The 24,597-nt window shown below is 62.4% G+C and carries 18 protein-coding genes, 1 tRNA gene and 1 pseudogene; 9 read left to right on the forward strand and 11 right to left on the reverse strand.

All coding sequences use genetic code 11. The features are described 5' to 3' along the window. Nucleotides 1-222 precede the first annotated feature (222 nt). Both VQ067_RS24280 and piuD read right to left on the reverse strand, forming a co-directional pair. Complete coding sequence (locus VQ067_RS24280; RefSeq protein ID WP_033990667.1) at nt 223-2,775, reverse strand: PepSY domain-containing protein; 2,553 nt, start codon at nt 2,773-2,775, stop codon at nt 223-225. A gap of 215 nt (nt 2,776-2,990) precedes the next feature. Further along, nucleotides 2,991-5,291: a TonB-dependent siderophore receptor PiuD gene (piuD, locus tag VQ067_RS24285; RefSeq protein WP_019486068.1), complete on the reverse strand. Its 2,301-nt coding sequence runs from the start codon at nt 5,289-5,291 to the stop codon at nt 2,991-2,993. A gap of 217 nt (nt 5,292-5,508) precedes the next feature. Between piuD and VQ067_RS24290 the strand changes: the two genes are divergently transcribed. The 3 genes from VQ067_RS24290 to VQ067_RS24300 all read left to right on the forward strand — a co-directional run bounded on the left by VQ067_RS24290 (nt 5,509) and on the right by VQ067_RS24300 (nt 8,932). Next, nucleotides 5,509-6,189 (forward strand): Fe2+-dependent dioxygenase, encoded by a 681-nt coding sequence (locus VQ067_RS24290; protein WP_003110338.1) that lies wholly within the window; start codon nt 5,509-5,511, stop codon nt 6,187-6,189. A 2-nt stretch (nt 6,190-6,191) separates the two neighbouring features. After that, nucleotides 6,192-7,007 carry a tetratricopeptide repeat protein gene (locus VQ067_RS24295; protein ID WP_033990666.1) on the forward strand — a complete coding sequence of 272 codons (816 nt, stop codon included), beginning with the start codon at nt 6,192-6,194 and terminating at the stop codon, nt 7,005-7,007. Between the two features lie 122 nt (nt 7,008-7,129). Beyond that, complete coding sequence (locus VQ067_RS24300; protein ID WP_003141345.1) at nt 7,130-8,932, forward strand: phosphoethanolamine transferase CptA; 1,803 nt, start codon at nt 7,130-7,132, stop codon at nt 8,930-8,932. Between the two features lie 55 nt (nt 8,933-8,987). Here VQ067_RS24300 and VQ067_RS24305 read toward each other — a convergent pair whose 3' ends face one another. The 6 genes from VQ067_RS24305 to VQ067_RS24330 form a co-directional block, all read right to left on the reverse strand. Beyond that, nucleotides 8,988-9,413: a VOC family protein gene (locus VQ067_RS24305; RefSeq protein WP_003110340.1), complete on the reverse strand. Its 426-nt coding sequence runs from the start codon at nt 9,411-9,413 to the stop codon at nt 8,988-8,990. A 115-nt stretch (nt 9,414-9,528) separates the two neighbouring features. Beyond that, entirely contained in the window at nt 9,529-10,692 is a 1,164-nt protein-coding gene (locus VQ067_RS24310) for a type III PLP-dependent enzyme (RefSeq protein WP_003094617.1), read from the reverse strand. Nucleotides 10,693-11,143: 451 nt separating this feature from the next. Next, a complete protein-coding gene (locus VQ067_RS24315; protein WP_003094624.1) occupies nt 11,144-13,165 on the reverse strand; it encodes a methyl-accepting chemotaxis protein in 2,022 nt (673 codons plus the stop codon). A 189-nt stretch (nt 13,166-13,354) separates the two neighbouring features. Next, nucleotides 13,355-14,191: a regulatory signaling modulator protein AmpE gene (gene ampE, locus VQ067_RS24320; protein ID WP_003134884.1), complete on the reverse strand. Its 837-nt coding sequence runs from the start codon at nt 14,189-14,191 to the stop codon at nt 13,355-13,357. Further along, on the reverse strand, nt 14,188-14,754 hold the full coding sequence (gene ampD, locus VQ067_RS24325; protein WP_143978270.1) for a 1,6-anhydro-N-acetylmuramyl-L-alanine amidase AmpD: 567 nt from the start codon (nt 14,752-14,754) through the stop codon (nt 14,188-14,190). Before ampD ends, ampE begins: the two co-directional genes overlap by 4 nt. Before the next feature lie 150 nt (nt 14,755-14,904). Then, nucleotides 14,905-17,160, reverse strand: coding sequence for a DUF1631 domain-containing protein (locus VQ067_RS24330; protein ID WP_033990664.1), 2,256 nt, complete (start codon nt 17,158-17,160; stop codon nt 14,905-14,907). A 285-nt stretch (nt 17,161-17,445) separates the two neighbouring features. Here VQ067_RS24330 and nadC point away from each other — a divergent pair, with 285 nt between their 5' ends. Beyond that, nucleotides 17,446-18,294 (forward strand): carboxylating nicotinate-nucleotide diphosphorylase, encoded by an 849-nt coding sequence (nadC, locus tag VQ067_RS24335; RefSeq protein WP_033990663.1) that lies wholly within the window; start codon nt 17,446-17,448, stop codon nt 18,292-18,294. Nucleotides 18,295-18,345: 51 nt separating this feature from the next. Here the strand turns inward: nadC and VQ067_RS24340 are convergent. From VQ067_RS24340 to VQ067_RS24350, 3 genes are all read right to left on the reverse strand, one after another. Continuing rightward, nucleotides 18,346-18,421: transfer RNA gene (locus tag VQ067_RS24340), tRNA-Thr, on the reverse strand. Between the two features lie 36 nt (nt 18,422-18,457). After that, entirely contained in the window at nt 18,458-19,156 is a 699-nt protein-coding gene (locus tag VQ067_RS24345; RefSeq protein WP_223677410.1) for a hypothetical protein, read from the reverse strand. A gap of 63 nt (nt 19,157-19,219) precedes the next feature. Further along, nucleotides 19,220-19,759 carry a pilin gene (locus tag VQ067_RS24350; RefSeq protein WP_033938465.1) on the reverse strand — a complete coding sequence of 180 codons (540 nt, stop codon included), beginning with the start codon at nt 19,757-19,759 and terminating at the stop codon, nt 19,220-19,222. 228 nt (nt 19,760-19,987) lie between these two features. On the opposite strand from VQ067_RS24350, the gene pilB reads away from it, so the two are divergent. From pilB to yacG, 5 genes and pseudogenes are all read left to right on the forward strand, one after another. Beyond that, nucleotides 19,988-21,691 (forward strand): type IV-A pilus assembly ATPase PilB, encoded by a 1,704-nt coding sequence (gene pilB, locus VQ067_RS24355; protein ID WP_003116249.1) that lies wholly within the window; start codon nt 19,988-19,990, stop codon nt 21,689-21,691. Between the two features lie 3 nt (nt 21,692-21,694). Beyond that, nucleotides 21,695-22,911, forward strand: a pseudogene (locus tag VQ067_RS24360) (type II secretion system F family protein). A gap of 2 nt (nt 22,912-22,913) precedes the next feature. Continuing rightward, the gene (pilD, locus tag VQ067_RS24365) at nt 22,914-23,786 is read left to right on the forward strand and encodes a type IV prepilin peptidase/methyltransferase PilD (protein ID WP_003116251.1); all 873 of its coding nucleotides are present in this window, start codon (nt 22,914-22,916) and stop codon (nt 23,784-23,786) included. Beyond that, complete coding sequence (coaE, locus tag VQ067_RS24370; protein WP_003094654.1) at nt 23,783-24,394, forward strand: dephospho-CoA kinase; 612 nt, start codon at nt 23,783-23,785, stop codon at nt 24,392-24,394. The genes pilD and coaE overlap by 4 nt, the downstream gene beginning before the upstream one ends. Continuing rightward, on the forward strand, nt 24,391-24,591 hold the full coding sequence (yacG, locus tag VQ067_RS24375) for a DNA gyrase inhibitor YacG (protein WP_003094656.1): 201 nt from the start codon (nt 24,391-24,393) through the stop codon (nt 24,589-24,591). The genes coaE and yacG overlap by 4 nt, the downstream gene beginning before the upstream one ends. Nucleotides 24,592-24,597 lie beyond the last annotated feature (6 nt).

Below are 24,597 nucleotides of genomic sequence, written 5' to 3' on the forward strand. Positions count from 1 at the left end.
AAATGGCGGATAACCGCTCTGCGGTTATTCGCCCTACGCCACGGGCGGCGCGACGTCCCGATAGCCCGTAGGGCGCATGACGCCAACGGCGTCATCCGCCGATACCCCGCCGAAATGGCGGATAACCGCTCTGCGGTTATTCGTCCTACGCCCCGGAAAGCCCGGCAGTCCCAGCAACTGGCAACGAAAAGGCTCCCTTGGGAGCCTTTTTCATTCATCCGTTCAGTACACGTCGCGCCGGTAACGTCCTTCGTCGGCCAGGCGTTGCAAGGCCTCCTCACCGAGCACTTCGCGCAGTACCCGGTCGACACCACCGGCCATGCCCTGCAGGCTGCCGCAGACGTACAAGGCCGCGCCCTCGTCGATCCAGCGCCGCAGTTCATCCGCCGCTTCATGCAGGCGGTCCTGGACATAGATCTTCTCCGCCTGGTCGCGGGAGAAGGCCAGGTCCAGGCGTTGCAGCTCGCCCCTGGCCAGGGCTTGCTCCAGCTCCGCACGACAGTAGTAGTCGTGGGCGAAATTGCGTTCGCCGAACAGCAGCCAGTTGCGCTTGCGCCCGGCGGCAATGCTGGCGCGCAACAGGCTGCGCAGGCCGGCGAGCCCGGTACCGTTGCCGATGAGAATCAGCGGCACGTCATCCTCCGGCAGGTGGAAACCCGCGTTGCGGCGCAGGCGCAGGGTCAGCGCGGCGCCGAGCGGCAGGTACTCGGTGAGCCAGCCGGAGCAGATGCCCAGGCTGCCGTCGGCATGCTGCTCCTGGCGTACGATCAGTTGCAGGTCGCCATCGCTCTGCAGCGACGCGATGGAGTACTGGCGCACGGAAAGCGGAATCAGCGCATCCAGCAGCGCCTGCGGGTGCAAGCCGACCAGGTGTTCGAAAGAATCCGGCAGCAGGCGCCCGGCCAGGGCCTGCTCCAGGCTCTGCTCGACGCCCTCGACCGCCACCCGCACCTGGCCGTCCAGGTGATGCCGCTGCAGCCATTCGCGGATGCGCGCGGGCGCCTGGTGCGGAACGATCTCCAGCAGATCGCCGGCGCGCCATTGGATGGCGCTGTCGGCCGGCGCACGCAGGTCCAGCAGCCAGGTCGACTCGCCCTGGCTGCCAGGATTCAGGCACTCCCGCCGCGCCAGCGACCAGACCTCGAAGGCCGGCGCTTCCCAGGCCGCCGGGGCGGCACCGCCGGTCACCTCGGCCAGGCTTTCCTGCCATTGGCGCAGGGCCGCGGCGTCGCCATCATCGACCTCCACCGGGGCGAACAGGCTCCGCGCGCCCTGCCCCTGCAACCAGCCCTGCATGCGCCGGGCGAAGCCGCAGAACTGCTCGTACTGGCGATCTCCCAAGGCCAGCAGGGCGTAGCTCAGGCCATCGAGGCTGGCGGCCTGGCCAAGCACCTTGCGTTCGAAGCCGCGGGCGCTGTCCGGCGCCTCACCGTCGCCGAAGGTGCTGACCACGAACAGCGCCTTGCGCGCCTCGGCGAGTTGCCCGGCATCCAGGCGCGCCAGCGATTCGACCCGCACCGGCAACCCGGCCGCCTGCAACTGGCCGGCGCTCTGCCAGGCCAGTTGCTCGGCAAAACCGCTCTGGCTGGCGTAGCCGATCAGCCAGGGCTCGCCGCTGGCGCCGGCGCTGCCGCCCAGGTCGGCGCGGCTCGCCCGTACCGCGCGTTTCTTGCGCCGGCGGTCGAGGTAGAGCAGCCAGCCGGTGATGAAGAACAGCGGCATCACCAGGCTGGCGAGCATCATCAGGATGCGTCCGGCCATGCCGAAATAGCTGCCTACGTGCAATGCATAGACGCTGGCCAGCAACTGGCTGCCGAAAGAACGGTCGCTATAGCGCTGGTCGCTTTTCACCTGGCCGTTGGCCGGGTCCAGGGTCAGGGTGTTGAAGGCACGCTCGTGCGGCGCGTCGGTCAGGCGATAGAACACTGTCGCCGGCTGGCCGCCCGCCGGCGGCAGGCGCAGGTTGTAGGCCTGCAAGCGGTCGCCGCCGGCCTGGCGGATGCTGTTCCATACCGCCGCGTAGTCGACCACCAGCGGAGCCGCATCGGCCGGGCGCTCGCCACGTCCGCCCGGCTTGCCGCGCTGCGCCTGCTGGCCGGCGGGCGCGTCGTCGAGCAGTTTGAACAGGCCGTTGCGGTACCACTCGTAGGACCAGTACAGGCCGGTCAGCGCAGCCAGCAGGTAGAACGCCAGGCACCAGGTGCCGGCCACGGCATGCAGGTCCCAGTTGAAACTGCGCCCCTTGCGCGACCAGTCGAGGGTCAGCCAGGCGCGCCAGTCGAGGACCTTGCGCGGCCAGCGCAGGTAGAGACCGGACAGGCAGAAGAAGATCAGGATCAGGGTGCAGGCGGCGGTGACCTGCTTGCCGTACTCGCCCATGGCGAGGAAACGGTGCAGTTGCATCATCAGGTTGAAGAAACCCTCGCCGCGCGGCTCGCCGACGAAAGCCCCGGTGTAGGGATCGATCCAGCGCGACTCGCCGCGGCGCTGTCCCGGCGGCGGGGTGTAGAAGATCCGCCCGGCCTTGTCGCTGTCCATCTCGACCCAGACGAAGGCCACTTTCCGCCCCGGCTCGGCGCCTTCGATACGGCGCACCAGTTCGTCCAGCGGCAGCACGCCCTCGGGGCGCTTCTGCACCACCAGCACGTCAGGGTTGAGCGCGCGCATCAGTTCGTCCTGGAACGACAGGGTCGCTCCGGTGACGCCCATCAGCGCCAGCACCAGGCCGGCGCTGATGCCGAAGAACCAATGCAACTGGAACCAGACTTTCTTCACAGGATCACCTTCACGGCCGCCGCGCGGCAACAACGGGACTACGCCGACGCCAAGCGCCGGCCAGACGACACGAGGACGTCGGCGGGCAATTCTATTTGATAATCAGTTGCGATAAAGCCGAATTAACGTTCTTTACGCTCTATTTACCCACCTGGATGCGGGAAAGCCCCATCCCGCAGGGGGAATGGGGCTTTCGTGGGGAGCGAGAGCGGCTGTCAGAAGTGGAAGTTGGTGCTGAACAGTATCGTCCTTCCAGCGGCCTGGGACGCATAGTGCGCCGCATAGGCTTTGTCGAAGTACTTCTTGTCGAACACATTCTGCACGTTCAACTGGAAATCGATGTTCTTGCTCAGTTTGTAGCTGGCCATTGCGTCATAGCGCCAGTAATCGGGGACATAGACGGTATTGCCAACGTCGCCATAGACCTTGTCGACATAGAAAGCCCCGCCGCCGATGGTGGTCTTCGGGAAGATGTCATAGGTGGTCCAGAGACTGAAGCTGTTCTTCGGCGTATTTGGCATCTCGTTGCCGTTGTTGGAAGCCGCCGATGCGTTCACATTGCCGTTACGCCCAGCCTTACCGGCATCGACCAACTCGCTGTCCAGGTAGCTGTAGCCCGCGAACACCTTCCACTTCTCGGTCAGCTTGCCGCTGGCGCTCAACTCCACGCCGTCGACGCGGGATTGTCCGGCGTTGTCGTAGGTCTGGTTGGCGACCAGGATGCGGGTATTGTCCTTGTCGGTGCGGAAGATCGCGGCACTCAGCTCCAGCCGCTCGTTGAAGAAAGCCCACTTGGTACCAAGCTCGTAGTTCGTGGTTTCTTCCGGTTCAAGGTTGTTGCTGATGGCGAACCCGTCGACAGCATTCGAGGTATCCCCATTATCGAGCATGCTACCCGGCGGCGTAGCCGAAGTGGCGTAGGACGCATAGATGCTGCCGTTGGGTACAGGTTTCCACACCAAGCCTGCCTGCCAGTTCCAGAAGCTCGACTTGTCGCTGAGTTTGGTAGCGGGTCTTACACCGTGGTTCTTCGCCGTAGTTTCGAAACTATCGAAGCGCGCGCCAATATTGACCTGCCACTGCTCGTTCAGGTCGATGGTGTCGAACGCATATATTGCCTTGGTGGTGCCGACCGTATTCAGCGGCGCATATTTCCGGGTAATACTGCCATTCCATGGATCGTGCGGATTGGGATTTTCCAGACTAGTGCAGTTATAGCCGCTAGGCGCCCCGATCAGCGATGGATTGCACTTGTTGCTGCCCAGGCCGGTATTGGTATCGACGGTATACCCATCGCGCTTGCTGTCTTCTCGGCTGAACTCCAGGCCGGTGCTGAAGCTGTTCTTGAAGCCACCCAGGTAGAACTCTCCAAACAGGTCAGTCTGGTTGACTGCTGTGGTGGTGGTACTTACCCGATTGTTCTGGCGGCGCCAGACCGAGCCGTTGTTTATGTTGCCCTGGCTGTCATCCGGTTGTGTCCACAGATAGTCCTGATGACTGTTGCCGTAACGCGAGGTATTGCGAATAGTGAGGCTGTCAGTCAGATCATGCTCAACGGTGATGGTACTGGTATCGATGCGGCTCTTCTGGAAATCGCGCCCCGTCAGCCCATAGAAATTGCCTCGATCCACATTCACCGGTTTGTCCGGATTGTGCTTGCTGCGATCGCTACTCTTGGCATAGGGAATGCCCGAATCCGGGGTATCGTCACTTTCCAGGTGATAATGGCTGACGGTCACTCGGGTCGGCGAGCCAAGACCGAAGGTGAGCGACGGCGCTACGCCCCAGCGACTGACATCGACCTCATCGCGGCCCGCGACATTGGCATCGTGCTTGAGAAGATTCAGCCGGAATGCCGCATTGCCATCGAGGAACTCCTGGTTGAGGTCCAGGGTGTAGCGGCGAGTCTGGTCAGAACCATAGGTGAAGCCGCCATCGATGAAGTTCCCAGCCTTGGCCTGCTTGCTGACGAGATTGAGGCTGCCGCCGGCCGAGCCACGTCCTCCGAATGCCGAGTTAGGGCCCTTGCTGACCTCGATCTGCTCAAGGTTGAAGATCTCGCGGGTCTGTGCACCAGTATCGCGTACACCATCGACGTAAGTATCGCTTTGCGCATCGAAGCCGCGAATGAATGGCCGGTCACCGGTGGGATTGCCGCCCTCGCCCGCGCCAAAGGTAATGCCTGGAACGGTACGCAGTGCATCCTGGAGAGACACGGCGGCGGTATCCTTTATCACCTGCTTTGGTACTACCGTGACGGAGCGCGGCGTATCCAAGAGCGGCGCGGTGTACTTCTTCGACGCCGAGCGGTCGACGTTGTAGGTGGTTTCGTCCTGCTGCTCGCCGACGATGGTGGCCGCATCCAGCGACAGTACGCGGTCCTTGTCGGTCTTTTTCTGCCCGGCCTCGTCGGCGTGGGCTGCCTGCGGTGCGGCGATGGCGGTGATGGCGACACCGATGGCCGAAGCCAGCAGACGTTGCGAAGAAACGGCGGTATCCGTGGACTGACGCGACATTCGAAACCCCTCCCCGGGAGCTGTGAAGGTCGCGGAATTTATTGCAGATCAGAATTGTTATCAATTATTACGGATTCGCATTCGACAGGAATTTACATTCTTTACAATTTTCTCATTACATTTTTTCCCATCTCGCTCGTCTACAACTTCTGGCGGTTTTACACGTCCAATGCAAATCAATATCATTGGCAATCATTTCGCCTTCATGGACAGCGCCATGTTGCTGCATATTCCCGCCATCTTCACCGCCGAGGAAGTCTCCCGGATCCGCGCAGCCCTGGAGCAGGCGGAATGGGCCGACGGCAAGGCGACCGCCGGCTACCAATCGGCCAAGGCCAAGCACAACCTGCAACTGCCGCAGGACCACCCGCTGGCCCGGGAGATCGGCGAAGCCATGCTGCAGCGCCTGTGGAACCATCCCCTGTTCATGTCCGCCGCCCTGCCGCTCAAGGTCTTCCCGCCGCTGTTCAACTGCTATACCGGCGGGGGCTCGTTCGACTTCCACATCGACAACGCCGTGCGCGACGTCCATGGCGGCCGCGAGCGGGTCCGTACCGACCTGTCCTCGACCCTCTTCTTCAGCGACCCGGAGGACTATGACGGCGGCGAACTGGTGATCCAGGACACCTACGGCCTGCAACAGGTGAAGCTGCCCGCCGGCGATCTGGTGCTCTACCCCGGCACCAGCCTGCACAAGGTCAATCCGGTCACCCGTGGCGCGCGCTACGCCTCGTTCTTCTGGACCCAGAGCCTGGTCCGCGAAGACAGCCAGCGCACCCTGCTATTCGAAATGGACCAGTCGATCCAGCGACTCACCCACGACGTGCCCGACCATCCCTCGCTGATCCGCCTAACCGGCACCTACCACAATCTCCTGCGGCGCTGGTCGGAACTCTGAACATGCGCCACCTGCTGCTCCGTCACGACGCACTGGACGCCGAAGGTTTCGCCGCACAACTGGCCGGTACCCCGGGCGAGGTTGCCCAGGCTATCCTCGGCGCTGCGCGCGAGGGCCTGACGGAAGCCCAGGCCCTGCTCGGACAGATCCTTCTGGACGGCCAAGGCATCCAGCGCGACCCGACCCTGGCGCGGACCTGGTTCGCGATCGCCGCCGGGCACGGCCACGCAATGGCGCGCAATATGCTCGCTCGCTGCCTGGAACATGGCTGGGGCGGCCCGGCGGATCCAGCCGCGGCAGCGGTCCACTATCGGATCGCCGCCCAGGCCGGCCTCGACTGGGCCCGCTACAACCTGGCCAATCTTCACGCCACCGGCCGCGGCGTGCCCCAGGACCAGCCGCGCGCCTATGCGCTGTATCGGCAAGCGGCCGAGCAGGGCCACGCGAAATCGATGAACCTGGTGGGGCGCTACCACGAAGAAGGCCTGGTGGTCGCTCGCGACCTGGCGCAAGCTGCGCACTGGTATCGACGCTCCGCCGAGGGCGGCGATTTTCGCGGCCAGTTCAGCCACGCCGCGATGCTCAGCGCCTCGGGCCGCCATGCCGAAGCCGAAACCTGGCTCCGGCGTGCCCTCGAAGGCGGCAACCTAAACTTCCTGCGCAGTGCCCGCCATGGCCTGGAGCAGTCGGCCCACCCGCCGTTCCGCAGCCTGGCGCTGGCCTACTACCGACGCGCGGCGCAGTTGGGCGACGACACCGATCGAGAGGCCCTGGAACAGGCGTTCGAACGTCACGGGCACGCACGACTACCCGCCTGACGAACAACGCACGACCCTTTGTTCACGCCCACATAACACTTTTTTGACAAGCCTTTCCCTACCCTCGCCGTTTCATCGAGGCGAACGACGATCGCGCCTCCGATCCATCGAACGAGGCTATCGTGTCCCCCACCCCACCACGCGTTACGCGCAATCGCATCGACTGGGCCGGCCTGGGCTGGCTGTTCCTGTTCTTCTGGTTCTTCTCCGGTATCACCCAACTGCTCCTGCTGACCTCCGGCAACAGCGGTTTCTCCGGTTTCCGCAACGCCATGGTGCTGAGCACCATCTGGCTTGCGCCGGTGTTGCTGTTCCCGCGCTGGACCAAGCCGCTGGCCGCCGTCATCGGGCTGGTGCTGTGGGCCGCCTCGCTGGTCGGCCTGAGCTATTTCGGCATCTATCACCAGGAATTCTCGCAAAGCGTGATCTTCGTGATGTTCGAGTCGAACACCGCCGAGGCCAGCGAATATTTCAGCCAGTACTTCAACCCCTGGATGACCCTCGGCCTGGTGCTCTACAGCCTGGTCGCCATCCTCCTCTGGCGCCGCCTGCGCCCGGTCTACCTGCCGCGCTTCAGCGCCCTGCCGGTGGCGGTGCTGCTGATCGTCGCGACCATCGGTTATCCGTTCTACAAGCAACTGGTCAGCCAGGGCCGGCCCTTCGACGAAGCCCTGGACAAGGTCCAGGCGCGCATGGAACCGGCGGTGCCCTGGCAATTGCTGATCGGCTACCAGCAATACCGCCAGCAACTGGGCAGCATGCAGGCGCTGTTGCAAAAGAACGCGGCCCTACCGCCGCTGAAGAACCTCGTCGATGCCAATGGCGATACGCCGCGCACGCTGGTCCTGGTGATCGGCGAATCCACGTCGCGCAAGCACATGAGCCTCTACGGCTATCCACGCGAAACGACCCCGCAGTTGGACGCACTGAAGGCCGCGAACCGGAACCTCACGGTATTCAACAACGTGGTGGCGTCGCGGCCATACACCATCGAGGTGCTGCAGCAGGTGCTAACGTTCGCTGACCAGGAGCATCCCGACCGCTTCCTCACCGATCCGTCGCTGATGAACCTGATGAAGCAGGCCGGCTACAAAACCTTCTGGATCACCAACCAGCAGACCATGACCAAGCGCAACACCATGCTGACGACCTTCGCCCAGCAGACCGATGCGCAGTTCTACCTGAACAACCAGCGCAGCCAGAACGCCAGCCAGCTGGACGGCGCGGTGCTGGCGCCCTTCGCCAAGGTGCTGGACGACCCGGCGCCGAAGAAGTTCATCGTGGTCCATCTGCTCGGCACCCACATGAACTACAAGTACCGCTATCCCGCCGACTACGCTCGCTTCGTCGACCGCCAGGGCGCCCCGGCGGCCCTCAGCGACGACCAGGTGGAGGTCTACAACAGCTACGACAACGCCGTGCTGTACAACGACTACGTGGTCTCCAGCCTGATCAAGGGCTTCGCCAACAGCGATCCGAACGGCTTCCTGGTCTACCTCTCGGACCATGGCGAGGAAGTCTTCGACGAAGCCCCGCACGACCGCCTCGGCCGCAACGAAGGCGACCCGACCCGCGGCATGTACACCGTGCCCTTCCTGGTCTGGACTTCGCCCAGCTGGCAGCAGACCCACCCACGCGACCTGCAGGCCCTGGTCGACCGACGCTACAGCAGCGAAGACCTGATCCATACCTGGTCCGACCTCGCCGGCCTCAACTATGACCTCTTCGATCCGACCAAGAGCCTGGTGAGCAACGACTTCCAGCATGAAGTCCGCTGGATCGGCAACCCCTATGCCCACAATGGCTTGCGCGACTTCGACAAGCTGCCGCTGGACAAGGCCGACGCCGGGCAGCAGGTAGCCCAGGCCGGACGACCCGCGCCAACGACGCCGCGCGCACCGTCCCGCCAGCCGAACGAAGGCTGACCGCCGCCAAAGAAAACGCCCCGCCGAGCGGGGCGTTTTTCCATCCGTAGCGCCCTCAGGGCAAGACCAGGTTGCCCTGCTCGTCGAACGGCCAGAACGGGTTGTAGGCAATTTCCCAAAGGTGTCCATCCGGGTCGGCGACATATCCGGAGTAGCCACCCCAGAACACTTCCTGCGGCATCTTGGTCGCCTGCCCGCCGGCCGCCGTAGCTGCGGAGAACAGACGGTCCACCTCGTCCCGCGAGGCGCAGTTGCAGGCCAGGGTGATAGCCGCGAAGCCGGTCGGACGATCTTCCACCTGCGCATCCTCGGCGAGGGCGCTGCGTCCGTAGAGGCCGAGGACCAGGTTGCGGCCCTTGAGAAATACCACCTGCTCGTTGCCGTCCGAAGAGGGCTGCCAGCCCAGCGCCTGGTAGTAGAGAGAGGAGCGGGCCAGATCGGCGACCCCGAGGGTCACCAGGGAAATACCATTGCCTGTCATGTCGGCGTCCTTGTCATGGGTTGTCGAACAAGGCTGGCACGAGCGCCGCGAGGCTTCCAGAGCGACATGAAAAAGCCCCGCCGAGGCGGGGCTCTTCGTAACAGAGGCGACTGCGCTAGAGGTAGAACGCCTTCAGCGGCGGGAAGCCGTTGAACTCCACCGCACTGTAGCTGGTGGTGTAGGCGCCGGTAGACAGCCAGTAAAGGCGGTCGCCGCTCGCCAGGTTCAGCGGCAGGCCATACTTGTAGTGCTCGTACATGATGTCGGCGCTGTCGCAGGTCGGGCCGGCGATCACCACCTCTTCCATCTCGCCCTGCTTCTCGGTCCAGATCGGGAACTTGATCGACTCGTCCATGGTTTCGATCAGTCCGGAGAACTTGCCGACGTCGGCATAGACCCAGCGCTCCACGGCGGTCCGCGACTTGCGGGCGACCAGCACCACTTCGCTGACCAGGATGCCGGCATTGGCGATCAGCGAACGGCCCGGCTCGAGGATGATTTCCGGCAGGTCGTCGCCGAAGTCCTCCTTGAGGAAGCGGATGATCTCCTCCGCATAGGTTTCCAGGTCGTTGGTCTTGGTGATGTAGTTGGCCGGGAAGCCGCCGCCCATGTTGATCATCTTCAGGACGATGCCGTCTTCTTCCTTCAGGCGCTCGAAGATCACCTTGACCTTGGCGATCGCTGCGTCCCACACCGAGATGTCGCGCTGCTGCGAACCGACGTGGAAGGAAATGCCGTAGGGCTCCAGGCCCAGCTGGCGGGCCAGGATCAGCAGGTCCATGGCCATGTCGGTCTGGCAGCCGAACTTGCGCGACAACGGCCAGTCTGCGGTAGTCGAGCCCTCGGTGAGGATACGCACGTAGACCTTGGCGCCGGGAGCGGCCTTGGCGATGTTGCGCAGGTCGGCTTCGGAGTCGGTGGCGAACAGGCGCACGCCCTTCTCGTAGAAGTAGCGGATGTCCTTGGATTTCTTGATGGTGTTGCCGTAGCTGATACGCTCCGGACCGACGCCGGTCTTCATCACCTTGTCCAGTTCGTAGATCGAGGCGATATCGAAGTTCGAACCCTTGTCGCGCAGCAGCTCGGTGATTTCGGTAGCGGGATTGGCCTTCACCGCGTAGTAGATCCTGGCGAAGGGGAAGCAGTCGGTCAGTTGGTCGTAGGCATCGGCGATGGTCTGCTTGTCGATGACCACGAAGGGGGTTTCCTGCTTGTCGGCGAAGGCCTTCATGCGCTGGAAGGTTTCAGGGGCGAAATAATCCTCGACCTTGATGGACATGGTTGGGACTCCCAATGGCAAAACACATGGATTCGTAGGGGTGAAGCTGAACGTCTAATCCGTTTCCCCACTTTGGTTCGCCTACTTCCCAAGGCATGTCGCCGAGTATCACCTGCCTGCCGGCAGCCACCGCCTGTTCATCCTGGTAGGTCGCGCACATGTCCCGCGCGACGACCTGACCGCTTGAGCAGCGGACGTCGCCTTGCCACAAGGCGATCTCTCGTCGTCAGTACTTGAGCCGGATGGATCGTTTCCAGCATGGACGTTCGGGCGCGAACTTTAGGACCAAGGGGACGCGAGATCAATAAAAAAATGCCGCGATTTCGCCTCCGCCTGTCGCACCGCCGGATTGACCTGCTCAGCCTTTACCCCATGTGCATGACAGTGGGATGTCCCCGTCCGCCCAGCGTTCAATCGGATGGACGAAAAACGTCCCGCGCAGGCCTTGCGCCTACACCCGGAACGCGCCGATCAGGCGTTTCAGCTGGGTCACCTGGGCGCCCAGTTCGCGGCTGGCCCGTTCGGTCTGGCTGGCGCCTTCCGCGGTGCGCTCGCCGGCCTGGTTGATCTCGACGATGTTCTGGTCGATATCGTGGGCCACGGCGGTCTGTTGCTCGGCGGCGGCGGCGATCTGCTGGTTCTGGTCGACGATCATGCCCACCGCGCCGAGGATATTCTCCAGTGCCTGCTGCACCTGCGCCGACTCGTTGACCGTGCCATCGGCGGTATGGTGGCTGCTGCCCATCGCCTTCACCGCCGCATCGACGCCGCCCTGCAGGCGCAGGATCATCTGTTCGATCTCGGCGGTGGATTGCTGGGTGCGCTTGGCCAGCGTGCGCACCTCGTCGGCCACCACCGCGAAACCGCGCCCCTGCTCCCCGGCACGAGCGGCCTCGATCGCCGCATTGAGCGCCAGCAGGTTGGTCTGTTCGGCGATGCCCTTGATCACATCCAGCACCTGGCTGATCGAGGCGCTGTCACTGGCCAGGCGATTGATCGCCGCCACCGACTGGTCGATCTCGCCGGCCAGGCGCTGGATGCTACCCACCTGCGACTCGACCAGGCTGCGCCCGCTGAGGGTTTCCTGGTTCACGCTGTTCGCGCTGCTCACCGCCATCGCCGCGCTGCGTGCCACTTCCTGGGCGGTAGCGGCCATCTGGTTCATCGCCGTGGCCACCTGCTCGATCTGGCTGCGTTGCCCGGCTACCGCCTGGTTGCTTTCGGCCGACACCGACTCGACGCGCAGGGTCTGCCGCTCGACCTCGCCGACGGTCTGGCTGACCCGCTCGATCAGGTCGTGGATCTTCGCCACCGACTCGTTGAACGATTGTCCCAGCTCGCCCAGTTCGTCACGGCTGCGGGCCTGGAAGCTGACCGTCATGTCGCCGCCGGCGACGCGCTCCATCATTCGCCCGAGATCCTTCAAGGTGGCGCGGGTGGAGACGTAGAAACCGCCGTAGAGGTATAGGATCGCGGCGAAAACCACGGCCAGCGCGGCGACTAGCAACAGCATCTGCGTGCGCACCTGTTGCAGGCGCTTTTGCAACTGGGTATCGAGATAGCCGAGAACGGCGTCGTCGAGCTGGTAGGTCTTGTCCATCGCCGCGCTGACCTGATCGTAGAACTGCGTCCACGGGGTATCCAGCGTCTCGGCCACGATCACCCGGTCCTCGAACAACTGCCCCAGGCTCTTCAGGGTCTCGCGACTGGCCTGGGCGGCCTCCTCGAGCGCCGGTGGGCTGCCGGCCAGGGACTCCTGCAGCTTCAGGCCGTACTCGCCATGCAGTTTCTCGAACTCCAGCAGCAGTTCGTCGAGCCGCGCGCTGGAGGACGAATTGAGGAAACCCTGGCCCAGGGAGTAGGCGCCGATGGCGCGCCCCTTGCTGATGGCCGCCGTCACCTCCGGCGTTATCGAACCGACCAGCTCGCTGAGCTGGCGCACCTGGCGCTGGCTGTCCTGGCTGAGCCCGGCCTGGGCGATAAGCAACTTGATGAATACCTGTGCGCTACCGAGCAGCTTCTCCGCCCGTGCGCCCTTGCCCTGCAAGGACCCTTCGGCCTCCACGGCCTGCAAGCCGTTGAGCAACCGGTCGCGCTGGGCCTCGAATTCGGCTACCGCCGCACCATCCTCGCTGAGCGGCGCCAGCGCCTCGAGCCGCCCGCGCAACCCCTTCTGGACGTCCGCGATGCGCGCTTCCAGATCGCCGGCCTTGCCGGACTGGCCGATGACCGCATTGATCTGCAACAGATCGTTGAGGGACTCCAGGCCACGCCGGATCTGAAGTCCGCTACCCAGCAGCGTCAAGCTCTGCAGTTCGATCCGGGTGTCGCTGAACTGGCGATAGGCATCGCGCACCAGATAGAAGCTGGTGATCAGCAGCGGCAGGAAGAACAGCACGCTGATCAGGCCGAACTTCATGCCGAAGCTGAGCCGGTTCATCAGCGCGATAGCGGGATAGAGTACGGTCTTCACCCAGACGTCTCCTGATTGTTCTTATCGTTCTGAGAGATGCCGCCGCGTGGCGACATTGACGCACGGAGTCCGCTCGGTAATGGCCTTTCGAAATCATGCGGACACGTTCACCTGTGTACCCGATATCGGCCTGGTGTTCTGTAACTTAAGGTTAACGGGGAATCGCAGGCGGATTCCCCGTCGCTGCGCTCAGAGGAACAGCGCGCAGAAGGCGAACACGGCGTACCAGAGCACGGCCGCACGCACCAGCAATTGCCAGAGCGCATCCAGGCTGGCGACGCCGGCGGCACCCAGTTCGACCGCTTCGACATCGCTGGCGACCCGTCCGGCCTTGCCCAGCAGCGCGGCCGCCGAGATGTCCCAGGCCAGCAGCCAGTGCAGCAGCACGCGGATAACCGCGAGGAAGTTGCCGACCAGGGCGAAGCTCAGCACCAGCGCACGCACCGGCAACCAGTCGAGGATATGCCGGACGCGCGCCGCCTGTTCGCGCAACGCCGGCTGGCGGGCGTGCTCCAGCGCCAGTGCCAGCAGGCGATAGGCCAGGGCCGCCACCGGGCCGAGCAAGGCATACCAGAAGATCACCGCGAAGAAGCTCTGGTAGCCCTGCCAGAGCAAATGGCTGTGCACCCGGCCGATCAGTTCGCTCTCGCTGCCGCCCAGGATCCCCAGATCGCGTTCGGCGACATGGAAGGCAGCCTGGGCCTCCTCGCGCCGCCAGGCGTCGCGGAACGGCCCGAGGTCGGCCATGACGTCGCCGCGGCCGAGACTGTAGACCACCACCAGAAGATGCAGCGGAAGGCTCAACCAGCCATAGGCCAGCGGCTGCAGCAATGTCAGCAGCAGGGCCAGCGGCAGCAACGGCAGGACCACCGCGAGCAGCAGCCCCAGCCAGGAGCGGCGGGACACCGAGGGCAGGTCCTCGACCAGGCTCAGCCAGGCGAGCCAGGCGCCATCGCGCTGGATACGCCGGCGCCAGCCGGAGAACTTCTCCAGCGCAAGGGCCAGCAGCAACACCAGGAACGTCATGTTTCCTCCTTGGAATCGGTCAATCCGGCGCGGTAGCGCGACCAGTCGAAAGCCTCGCCGGGATCGGTCTTGCGCTCCGGGGCGATATCGCAGTGGCCCTGGATGCGTTCCGGGGTGATCCCCGGGAAGGCCGCGCGCAACAGCCGCGTCAGCCCGGCCAGGGCAGTGTACTGCGCGTCCGTGTACGGTTCCGTGTCGGTCCCCTCCAGTTCGATGCCAAGGGAGAAGTCGTTGCACGCCTCGCGACCGTCGAAGCAGGAAACCCCGGCATGCCAGGCGCGGTCGTGACAGGAGACGAACTGGGTGATGGCGCCGTCGCGTTCGATGAGGAAATGCGCGGAAACCGTCAGGTGGCGGATATCCTCGAAATAGGGATGTTCGTTCGGGTCCAGACGATTCTGGAAGAACGCCTGGACCTTGCCGATGCCGAACTGTCCCGGCGGCAGGCTGATATTGTGGATGACCAGCAGCGACACCGCGTCCCCTTGCGGACGCAGATTGAAATTCGGTGAAGGGCAGTGGCGGACGCCACGGACCCAGCCGGTAACGGAATCGAAATGCATACGGGCTCCTGAACGAGCCCCCACTCTAATCCAGCGGCGCCGGAATGACGATCAGGCGGGCTCTGGATCGGCCGCTTCGACATGCGTCGAGGAAAGGTATTACCCGCAAGAACGAAAAGACCCGGCATCCGCCGGGTCCTCGAGAAGCGGCTAGGCGCCCTTGAGGCGCCGCAGGTTGCCGATCACCGACTCCAGGGCCCGGTCGAACAGCAAGGCATCGTCCAGCAGGCGTACCGCCTGCCGGCGAAACTCCACCGCCAGGCCCATGCGGGTCTTTTCCAGGACCTTCATCCCGGTGCGATTGACGAAGATGTAGCGCCCGGTGGGCCGGATCACTGCCGCCAGCTTGCAGCGCAGCTTGTGCTCGGCGTCCTCCTGGATTTCCACCCAACTGCCGACACGCAGCGCATCGACCCGCAGCAGTGCCTCGTCGTTGTCCGGCAGGCGCACTTCGCTCTCGACAGGCGCCGGGGCGGCGTCCGGCGAGGTCAGGACGATTTCCTCGACCACCCGCAGCATGACCGGCGCCCGGGGCTTTTCCGCGGCCGTGCCCGGGGTCGCTTCGTCGAGCAGGGGGCTGTCCGCGACCGCCGCCTCGCCGCGCTTGTCGCGCTGCAGGCCCTGGACATGCAGGGTTTCCAGCTGGCTGAAGAATTCACCGGTGGAAAACGGATCGAAGGCTGCGCTGGCCAATCCCTCGCGCAGCGCCTTGAGCAGGCCTGGCACGCGCTCCAGCAACTGTTGGCGGGACAGCGGATCATCATGCGGGCCGACGCTCCAGATCAGCTCGTCCATGGTATCCAGGGCCTCCCGCCACTCGGCCGAAGCCTTGCCATGCTTGAGGCAGATCAGCAGCATCACCTTGCTCCAGGCATCCCGCAGCAGGCGCACCACCACCTCCGGCAGGACCTTGCCGAGCAGTCGCTGGTTCAGCACCTGCTCCACGTCCTGACGAGCCAGTTCGGCCTTGGCGCGGCCTTCCTCGGCGTCGCGAGTGCGTTGCTCGAGGAGCTCGCTGCGGCGGCGCTCGTCGCCGGTGAAGGCAATGAAGTCCTCCAGCAACTCGGCGAAGATCGCCGGGTCGTCGACGAAGTCGTTCAACAGCCGCATCACGACATGTTCGATCTTCTGGTACAGGCTGTCGCGCCGGGCATCATTGTGTTCGGCCCAGCCCAGCGACGCGGATGCGATCTCGTTGAGCAGGCGACGCGCCGGATGGCTACCGCGGCTGAAGAAGGTCTTGTCGAGGAGGGCCACCTTGAGCATCGGGATCTGCATCCGACCGATCAGGGCCTTCAGCGAATCAGGCAGGGTGCGGTCGTCGAGAATGAACTCGAACAGCATCGACACCAGGTTGATGACGTCATCGTCCACCTGGCCGACCACCCGAGAACGGCCGCTCTTGTGGCTGACCCGCTGGAGCAGTTGGTCGACCCCGTCGCGGACGTCGAACTCCGCGGCGCCAGGGCCCGGCAAGTGCTGTTGCAGGTGGGAAAGCAGGCGCATCAGGTCGTTGCTGGAAATCGGCGCGGCATTCTCAGGCGTTTCGCGACGGTAGAAGGAAGGATTGTCGCGGACCTGCGCCAGCAGTTCCTGCAGCGCGCCGAAGACTTCCTGCTGACCGCCGTCGAGCAGCGCAGCCTGTGCCTGCAGGGTCCCGGCATCGCGCACCGCTTCGGGACGGACAGCGGGCTGACGCCGCGGCAGCGCGGATTTGAGTTCCGGCAGCACGCCCGCAGCGACCAGGATCTGGTTGGCCTCGGCGTACAACTGGTCGCAATGGGCCAGGACGTACTTCTCGAACAGCTTGAGAATGATCAGCTTGACCTTGATCTCGACGCCGAGCCCCTGGCAGGCATCGAGGAAAGCCGCGGTCAGCGGACGCGGAGCAAGGGGATTGTTCTTCTCGTCGACCTTCCGGCCGACCAGGGTGTTCAGGCGGGTGCTCAGGTGGGCCAGCGCGGAGGCATCGCGGCTCATCACCCGCGCCACCATCGCGTCCACCGCGACGGACTCCTCCAGTTCCTCGTTCTGTACCAGGCTGAGGCTATCGAAGGACACGGTATCCAGGGTCGGCACGGATTTGCCGGACTGTACCTGGTTGAGCGCCGAGAACTCCTCGAAGACCTTCTGCAGGTAGACCCGCTCGATACTCTTGCGCTTGAGGCGCAGGTCGCGCATGGCTTCGAAGAAAGCGTTCTGTTCGAGGTTGCTGGTGGCTCGGTCGGCCATTTCGAAGAGGGTGTCGTCGGCGTTGTCGAACAACGCCTGCAACGCCTGTTTCAGCTGCAGCGCCGCCTTGTCGCGCACCTGCACGAGGATGACCGGCAGGCGCCCCGCTCCGGCGTTCGGCGACGGCTCGGAAGCGACCCTGGTCAGGTGCACCACATTGGCATCGTTCTGCATCGGGACTCTCCTGCCACCCTCGCGGCCGCGCATGGAATGGCAAAAATCGGGCACAGAGGATCGATTGGCGTCGTCCGTAACGTCAATTTCCAGGCGTCAAAAACAAGTATCTACATTCATTATAGAGATACTTTCAAATCTAGATAGAGGGTTTTCCTATAGACATGACTCTCTTCACACAAGCGAAGGCCGATGAATGGCGGCCGTCCCGACCGGCGCCCAGGTAGGCACAGACGCCGTCCGCCGCGCTCCGTATAATCGCCCGATCTCGTACAGGAGCCCGCCATGCCTAACCTCACCCTTGCCGACCTCCAAGGCGAAATCCAGGCCAACGTCCGCACCGCCCTGGCGGAAGACGTCGGCGGCGGCGACCTTACCGCTCAGTTGATCGATCCACAACGCGAGGCCGAGGCCCGGGTGATTACCCGCGAGCACGCGACGATCGCGGGCCGCGCCTGGGTCGACGAGGTCTTCCGCCAGGTCGATCCGCGAGTGCTGGTGACCTGGCAGGTGGAGGACGGCCAGCGAGTCGAGCCGAATCAGATGCTGTTCCAGCTAAAAGGTCCGGCCCGCGCGCTGCTCACCGGCGAGCGCAGCGCGCTGAACTTCCTCCAGCTGCTTTCCGGTACCGCTACCCGCAGCCAGCACTACGCCGACCTGGTCGCCGGCACCGCGGTGAAGCTCCTCGACACCCGCAAGACCCTGCCAGGCCTGCGCCTCGCGCAGAAGTACGCGGTCACCTGCGGCGGTTGCCACAACCATCGCATCGGCCTCTACGATGCCTTCCTGATCAAGGAAAACCACATCGCCGCCTGCGGCGGTATCGACCGGGCAATTGCCGAGGCCCGGCGCATAGCACCCGGCAAGCCGGTGGAAGTGGAAGTGGAGAACCTCGATGAACTGCGCCAGGCGCTGGAGGCCGGCGCCGATATCGTCATGCTCGACGAACTCAGCCTGGGCGACATGCGCACCGCCGTCGCCCTCACCGCCGGCCGCGCCAAGCTGGAAGCTTCCGGCGGAATCAACGAGAGCACCCTGCGCAACATCGCCGAGACCGGCGTCGACTACATCTCCATCGGCACCCTGACCAAGGACGTCAGGGCCGTCGACCTGTCCATGCGCCTCACCCTCTGAACGAATCGCAGGCGAAAAAAAGCCCCGCCGAAGCGGGGCTTTTTATGCGACTGGTGCCGGATAGAGAAATCGAACCCCCGACCTTCTCATTACGAATGAGCTGCTCTACCGACTGAGCTAATCCGGCGGCGGCGAGCAAACTACCACCCTGCAGCCAAGCAAATCAAGTCGCAGCATCACTCTTGCGGAAGTCAAAGAAAAAACGGCGAGCTTTATCGAAACAGATCGTTCCCGTTTCGTAGGCACTTTCAATATCCAGACGAATACAACCTGGCCCAACGGAGTGAGCATTCCTCCCCACTATCCGCTCAACTTGCCCTGCCACCACCGGCAATGTCTTGTAGCGCTCCAATTGGGTCTGTAGCGGTCGTCCATCGAGCATTCCTTTTACATGCAGTTCAAGGAACTCGGTTTTCTCCGCAGGCAAGTCGATATAAAAATACTCAGGAGAAAACACTTTAAACCTCATCAACTCTTCAGAAGAAAGGCCAGCCTGCAGATAAGACGCCCTATTCAACACATGAAACGTATCAAACACATGAACAAGAGCAAGCGGCCTCGCCTGATAGACAACATAAACTCCCGCCGACAGGCAGGAAAACTGAAATAGAGCAATGACACCCAAGTCACGCACTAACTCCATGGCTGGCTTTCTCATATCATAGACAACCAGAGTCAACAACGGCCCCAAAACCAAGTCGACAGCGGCAACGATGCGCACCCCCTGCCATCCTCCTGCTATTTCGAACAAAGCACCGGGATACCACCACAAACAGATGATTGCCAGCAATACGATAAAAATTGCCAGACTAATGAGTAGATGGATAGAAAAGGCTCTCCAACGACTTCCAGCGAAATGCACTATAACCACTCTCCCACATAAAAAAAGCCCCTCTTAGGAGGGGCTCTTTTCAGCATTAGCCTATTAGCGGCATTCGCTCGGAGCGAAACGAGCCGGCAGGGTACCTGCAGTCAGGGCAGGCATATTGCGGTCGGGACCACTGGAAACCGCATTGGATTGCGATGCACAACCCCAGTCAATAGAGCCAGTCACACCGGCAGCATAACTGGCACCCAATTGAGTCGGGGCACCGGCAGCATTCTGCACATAGGGAGTAAATACCAGGGTAGAGTCAGCCGGAATATTACCCACGTTTGTGGCATTGAAAGTAACAGTGATTTCACCAGTCGCCTCTGCAATTCGTACAGAGGTCACATACTTACTGGTAGCACCGGCGTTACCGGCTTGAGCATTCCAGACCCTTGCCGAAGCGGCTAGCTCACCGGCAGTGGCAGAGCTATCGCCAATAAGCGTCTTGGCGCTGGCAGCCAGACCAACCCCCTCTGTCACGCGAGCACGAATGGTGTAATCCTGATATGCCGGCAAAGCGACGGCAGCAAGAATACCGATGATCGCAACCACGATCATCAGTTCGATCAAGGTAAAGCCTTTCTGAGCTTTCATGTATCTCTCCATTGATATATCCAGGCCTAACGCCTGACGACCATAAAGCATCTTGCATGCCAACCTGAAAACTCCATAGCTACGAAGCCGGTTCAGCCTCTCCCCTCCAGCGGCAGCCCCACAAACCGACAATATGTGACGCTTTTCGGCAGTCCGACCTTCTCGGTTTGGCAGCCCTCCTCTTCTGCGTTATAAGGCAGCATATCTAGCCTTATGCGACCACTCCCAATGAACGACACAATTCAACTCAGCGGCTTGGCTCGCCAGCTCGTCCTGCATGAACTTCTCGATGAAAAGGCCGCCCAACAGGCCCAATCGCAGGCCCAGCGCAACAAGTTGTCGCTGGTAACCTATCTGGTACAAAGCAAGCTAGTGAAAGGGCAGGCCTTGATCGAACTGGCTGCGGATCAATTCGGTATCGCCTACTGCGACCTGAACAGCCTTGAGCGGGACAGTCTGCCCAAGGATCTGATCAGCGAGAAGCTGGTGCGCCAGCATCGAGTAGTTCCGTTGTGGCGACGCGGCAACAAGCTGTTCGTCGGCATCTCCGATCCAGCCAACCACCAGGCGATTAACGATGTGCAGTTCAGCACAGGCCTGACTACTGAAGCCATCCTGGTCGAGGATGACAAGCTCGGCATCATCATCGAGAAACTATTCGAAAATGCCACTGACAGCCTTGCAGGACTGGACGACGTGGATCTGGAAGGCCTGGATGTCGGTTCCGGTGCGGGCGCAAGCCAGGATGATGATTCCAGTGCAGAGACAGACGACGCCCCGGTGGTGCGTTTCGTCAACAAAATGTTGTTGGATGCGATCAGAGGCGGCTCCTCCGACCTGCATTTCGAGCCCTATGAAAAGATTTACCGCGTACGTTTCCGCACCGATGGCATGCTCCATGAAGTAGCCAAGCCGCCGATCCAGTTGGCCAGCCGTATTTCCGCGCGACTCAAGGTGATGGCCGGCCTGGATATCTCCGAACGGCGCAAGCCGCAGGACGGGCGGATCAAGATGCGCGTGTCGAAGACCAAGTCCATCGACTTCCGCGTCAACACCCTGCCGACCCTGTGGGGCGAGAAGATCGTGATGCGTATCCTCGATTCCTCCAGCGCGCAGATGGGCATCGACGCCCTCGGCTACGAGGAAGACCAGAAGGAACTCTACCTGGCTGCGCTCAAGCAGCCGCAGGGCATGATCCTGGTCACCGGGCCCACCGGCTCGGGCAAGACGGTCTCCCTGTACACCGGCCTGAACATCCTCAACACCACCGACATCAACATCTCCACTGCCGAAGACCCGGTGGAGATCAACTTGGAAGGCATCAACCAGGTCAACGTCAATCCGCGCCAGGGCATGGACTTCTCCCAGGCGCTGCGCGCCTTCCTGCGCCAGGACCCGGACGTGATCATGGTCGGCGAGATTCGCGACCTGGAGACGGCCGAGATCGCCATCAAGGCGGCGCAGACCGGGCATATGGTGATGTCCACCCTGCACACCAACAGCGCCGCCGAGACCCTGACCCGCCTGCTGAACATGGGCGTGCCAGCGTTCAACCTGGCGACCTCGGTGAACCTGATCATCGCCCAGCGACTTGCGCGAAAACTCTGCTCGCACTGCAAGAAAGAGCATGAGGTACCGAAGGAAACACTCCTCCATGAAGGCTTCCCCGAGGATCGGATCGGCACCTTCAAGCTGTATTCACCAGTAGGCTGCGACCATTGCAAGAACGGTTACAAGGGCCGTGTCGGTATTTATGAAGTGGTTAAAAACACCCCGGCCCTGCAGCGGATTATCATGGAGGAAGGCAACTCCATCGAGATCGCCGAGCAAGCCCGCAAAGAAGGCTTCAACGATCTGCGCACCTCAGGCCTGCTGAAAGCCATGCAGGGGATCACCAGCCTGGAGGAAGTCAACCGCGTGACCAAGGACTAATCCATGGCGGACAAAGCGTTAAAGACCAGTGTCTTCATCTGGGAAGGCACTGATAAGAAAGGCAGCAAGGTCAAAGGAGAGTTGGCCGGGCAAAACCCTATGCTGGTGAAGGCTCAACTGCGCAAACAGGGTATCAACCCACTAAAGGTCCGCAAGAAAGGTATCACCCTGTTTGGGGCAGGGAAGAAGATTAAGCCCATGGACATCGCCCTGTTCACTCGGCAGATGTCTACCATGATGGGTGCCGGCGTACCGTTACTGCAATCTTTTGACATCATCGGCGAAGGATTCGAAAATCCAAACATGCGCAAGCTAGTCGATGAGATCAAGCAGGATGTTGCCGCCGGTAACAGCTTAGCCAGTTCACTTCGAAAGAAACCCATTTACTTCGATGATCTCTACTGCAACCTAGTCGATGCTGGCGAACAGTCCGGTGCTTTGGAGACATTATTGGATCGGGTAGCAACTTATAAAGAAAAGACAGAATCCCTGAAAGCCAAAATAAAAAGGCCATGACTTATCCCATTGCAGTAATTGTAGTGGCCCTTGTGGTGTCGGCGATCCTTCTGATAAAAGTGGTCCCACAGTTCCAGTCCGTATTTGCAAATTTTGGCGCCGAGTTGCCGGCCTTTACTCAAATGGTCATCAATCTTTCCGAGATTCTTCAAGAGTGGTGGCTCATAGTGCTTATTGGTCTTTTTGCCGCAGCTTTTGCATTTAGGGAAGTTCATCGGCGCTCGCAAAAACTGAGAGATTCAGTAGATCGGGGCCTGCTGAAACTACCTATCATCGGCGGGATACTTTACAAATCAGCTATCGCCCGCTACGCCCGAACGCTATCCACTACCTTTGCGGCTGGAGTGCCTCTGGTAGAAGCTCTGGACTCCGTTTCCGGAGCAACTGGCAACGTGGTATTCAAGAATGCCGTTACCAAGATCAAACAAGACGTGTCCAGCGGCATGCAATTGAACTTTTCCATGCGCACCACCAATGTTTTCCCCAGTATGGCTATCCAGATGGCTGCAATTGGCGAGGAATCAGGTTCGCTAGATGAGATGTTAGGAAAAGTTGCCGGTTTCTATGAGGAAGAAGTCGATAACGCCGTCGACAACCTGACAACGTTGATGGAGCCGATGATCATGGCCGTGCTCGGCGTACTGGTCGGCGGCCTGATCATCGCTATGTATCTACCGATCTTCCAACTGGGTTCCGTTGTGTAAAGATGGAACTCCTCGACTACCTGGCCAGCCATCCGCTGGCCTTTGTCTTGTGCGCCATCCTCCTTGGCCTGCTGGTCGGCAGCTTCCTCAACGTCGTCGTGCATCGCCTGCCGAAGATGATGGAGCGCAACTGGAAGGCCGAAGCCCGCGAAGCGCTCGGGCTGGAGCCGGAACCCAAGCAGGCGACCTACAACCTGGTGCTGCCGAATTCGGCGTGCCCGCGCTGCGGCCACGAGATCCGCCCCTGGGAAAACATCCCGCTGGTCAGCTACCTGGCGCTGGGCGGCAAGTGCTCGTCCTGCAAGGCCGCCATCGGCAAACGCTACCCCCTGGTGGAACTGGCCACCGCGCTGCTTTCCGGCTACGTCGCCTGGCATTTCGGCTTCACCTGGCAGGCGGGCGCGATGCTCCTGCTGACCTGGGGTCTGCTGGCGATGAGCCTGATCGATGCCGATCACCAACTGCTGCCGGACGTGCTGGTGCTGCCGTTGCTCTGGCTGGGCCTGATCGCCAACCATTTCGGCCTCTTCGCCAGCCTCGACGATGCGCTGTTCGGCGCGGTGTTCGGCTACCTGAGCCTGTGGTCGGTGTTCTGGCTGTTCAAGCTGGTGACCGGCAAGGAGGGCATGGGCTACGGCGACTTCAAGCTGCTGGCCATGCTCGGTGCCTGGGGCGGCTGGCAGATCCTGCCGCTGACCATCCTGCTGTCGTCGCTGGTCGGGGCGATCCTCGGGGTGATCATGCTGCGCCTGCGCAACGCCGAAAGCGGCACGCCGATCCCCTTCGGTCCCTATCTGGCGATTGCCGGGTGGATTGCTTTGCTCTGGGGTGATCAAATAACCCGGACCTATCTGCAATTCGCCGGATTCAAATGACCCAACCCTGGATACTAGGCCTCACGGGCGGTATCGGCAGCGGCAAGAGCGCAGCCGCCGAGCATTTCATTTCCCTCGGCGTCCACCTGGTGGACGCCGACCATGCCGCCCGCTGGGTGGTGGAGCCGGGGCGTCCGGCCCTGGCGAAGATCGTCGAACGCTTCGGCGACGGCATCCTCCTGCCCGATGGCCAGCTCGACCGCGCCGCCTTGCGCGAGCGGATCTTCCAGGCGCCGGAGGAACGGCGCTGGCTGGAGCAATTGCTGCACCCGCTGATCGGCGCGGAGATCGTCCAGTACCTGGCCAGGGCCGAATCGCCCTACGCCATCCTGGTCTCGCCGCTGCTGGTGGAGTCCGGCCAGCGCCAGATGACCCAGCGCGTGCTGGTGGTGGATACCCCGGAACATCTGCAACTACAGCGCACCATGCTTCGCGACAAGGTCTCCGAGGAGCAGGTGCGCTCGATCCTCCAGGCCCAGGCCCGGCGCGACGAGCGCTTGAAGCACGCCGACGACGTGCTGGTCAACGACGGCGACCTGTCCCACCTGCAGCGTGAAGTCGAACGACTGCACGCCTTCTACCTGACCTTGCGAGGAGGCCGAGCATGAGCCAGCCCCTGACCGTGGAGTGCCCGACCTGCGGCGCGCCCGTCGAATGGAAAAGCGACAACAAGTACCGCCCCTTCTGCTCCGACCGCTGCAAGCTGATCGATCTCGGCGCCTGGGCCGCCGAGGAACATGCGATCCCCGGCGACACCCTGGAAGACGATATCTTCTCCGCCGACCTGCCGCCTCGCGAGCATTGAACGCAA

This window comes from Pseudomonas sp. KBN12P06040 (assembly GCF_037574965.1).
GTDB lineage: Bacteria > Pseudomonadota > Gammaproteobacteria > Pseudomonadales > Pseudomonadaceae > Pseudomonas > Pseudomonas aeruginosa.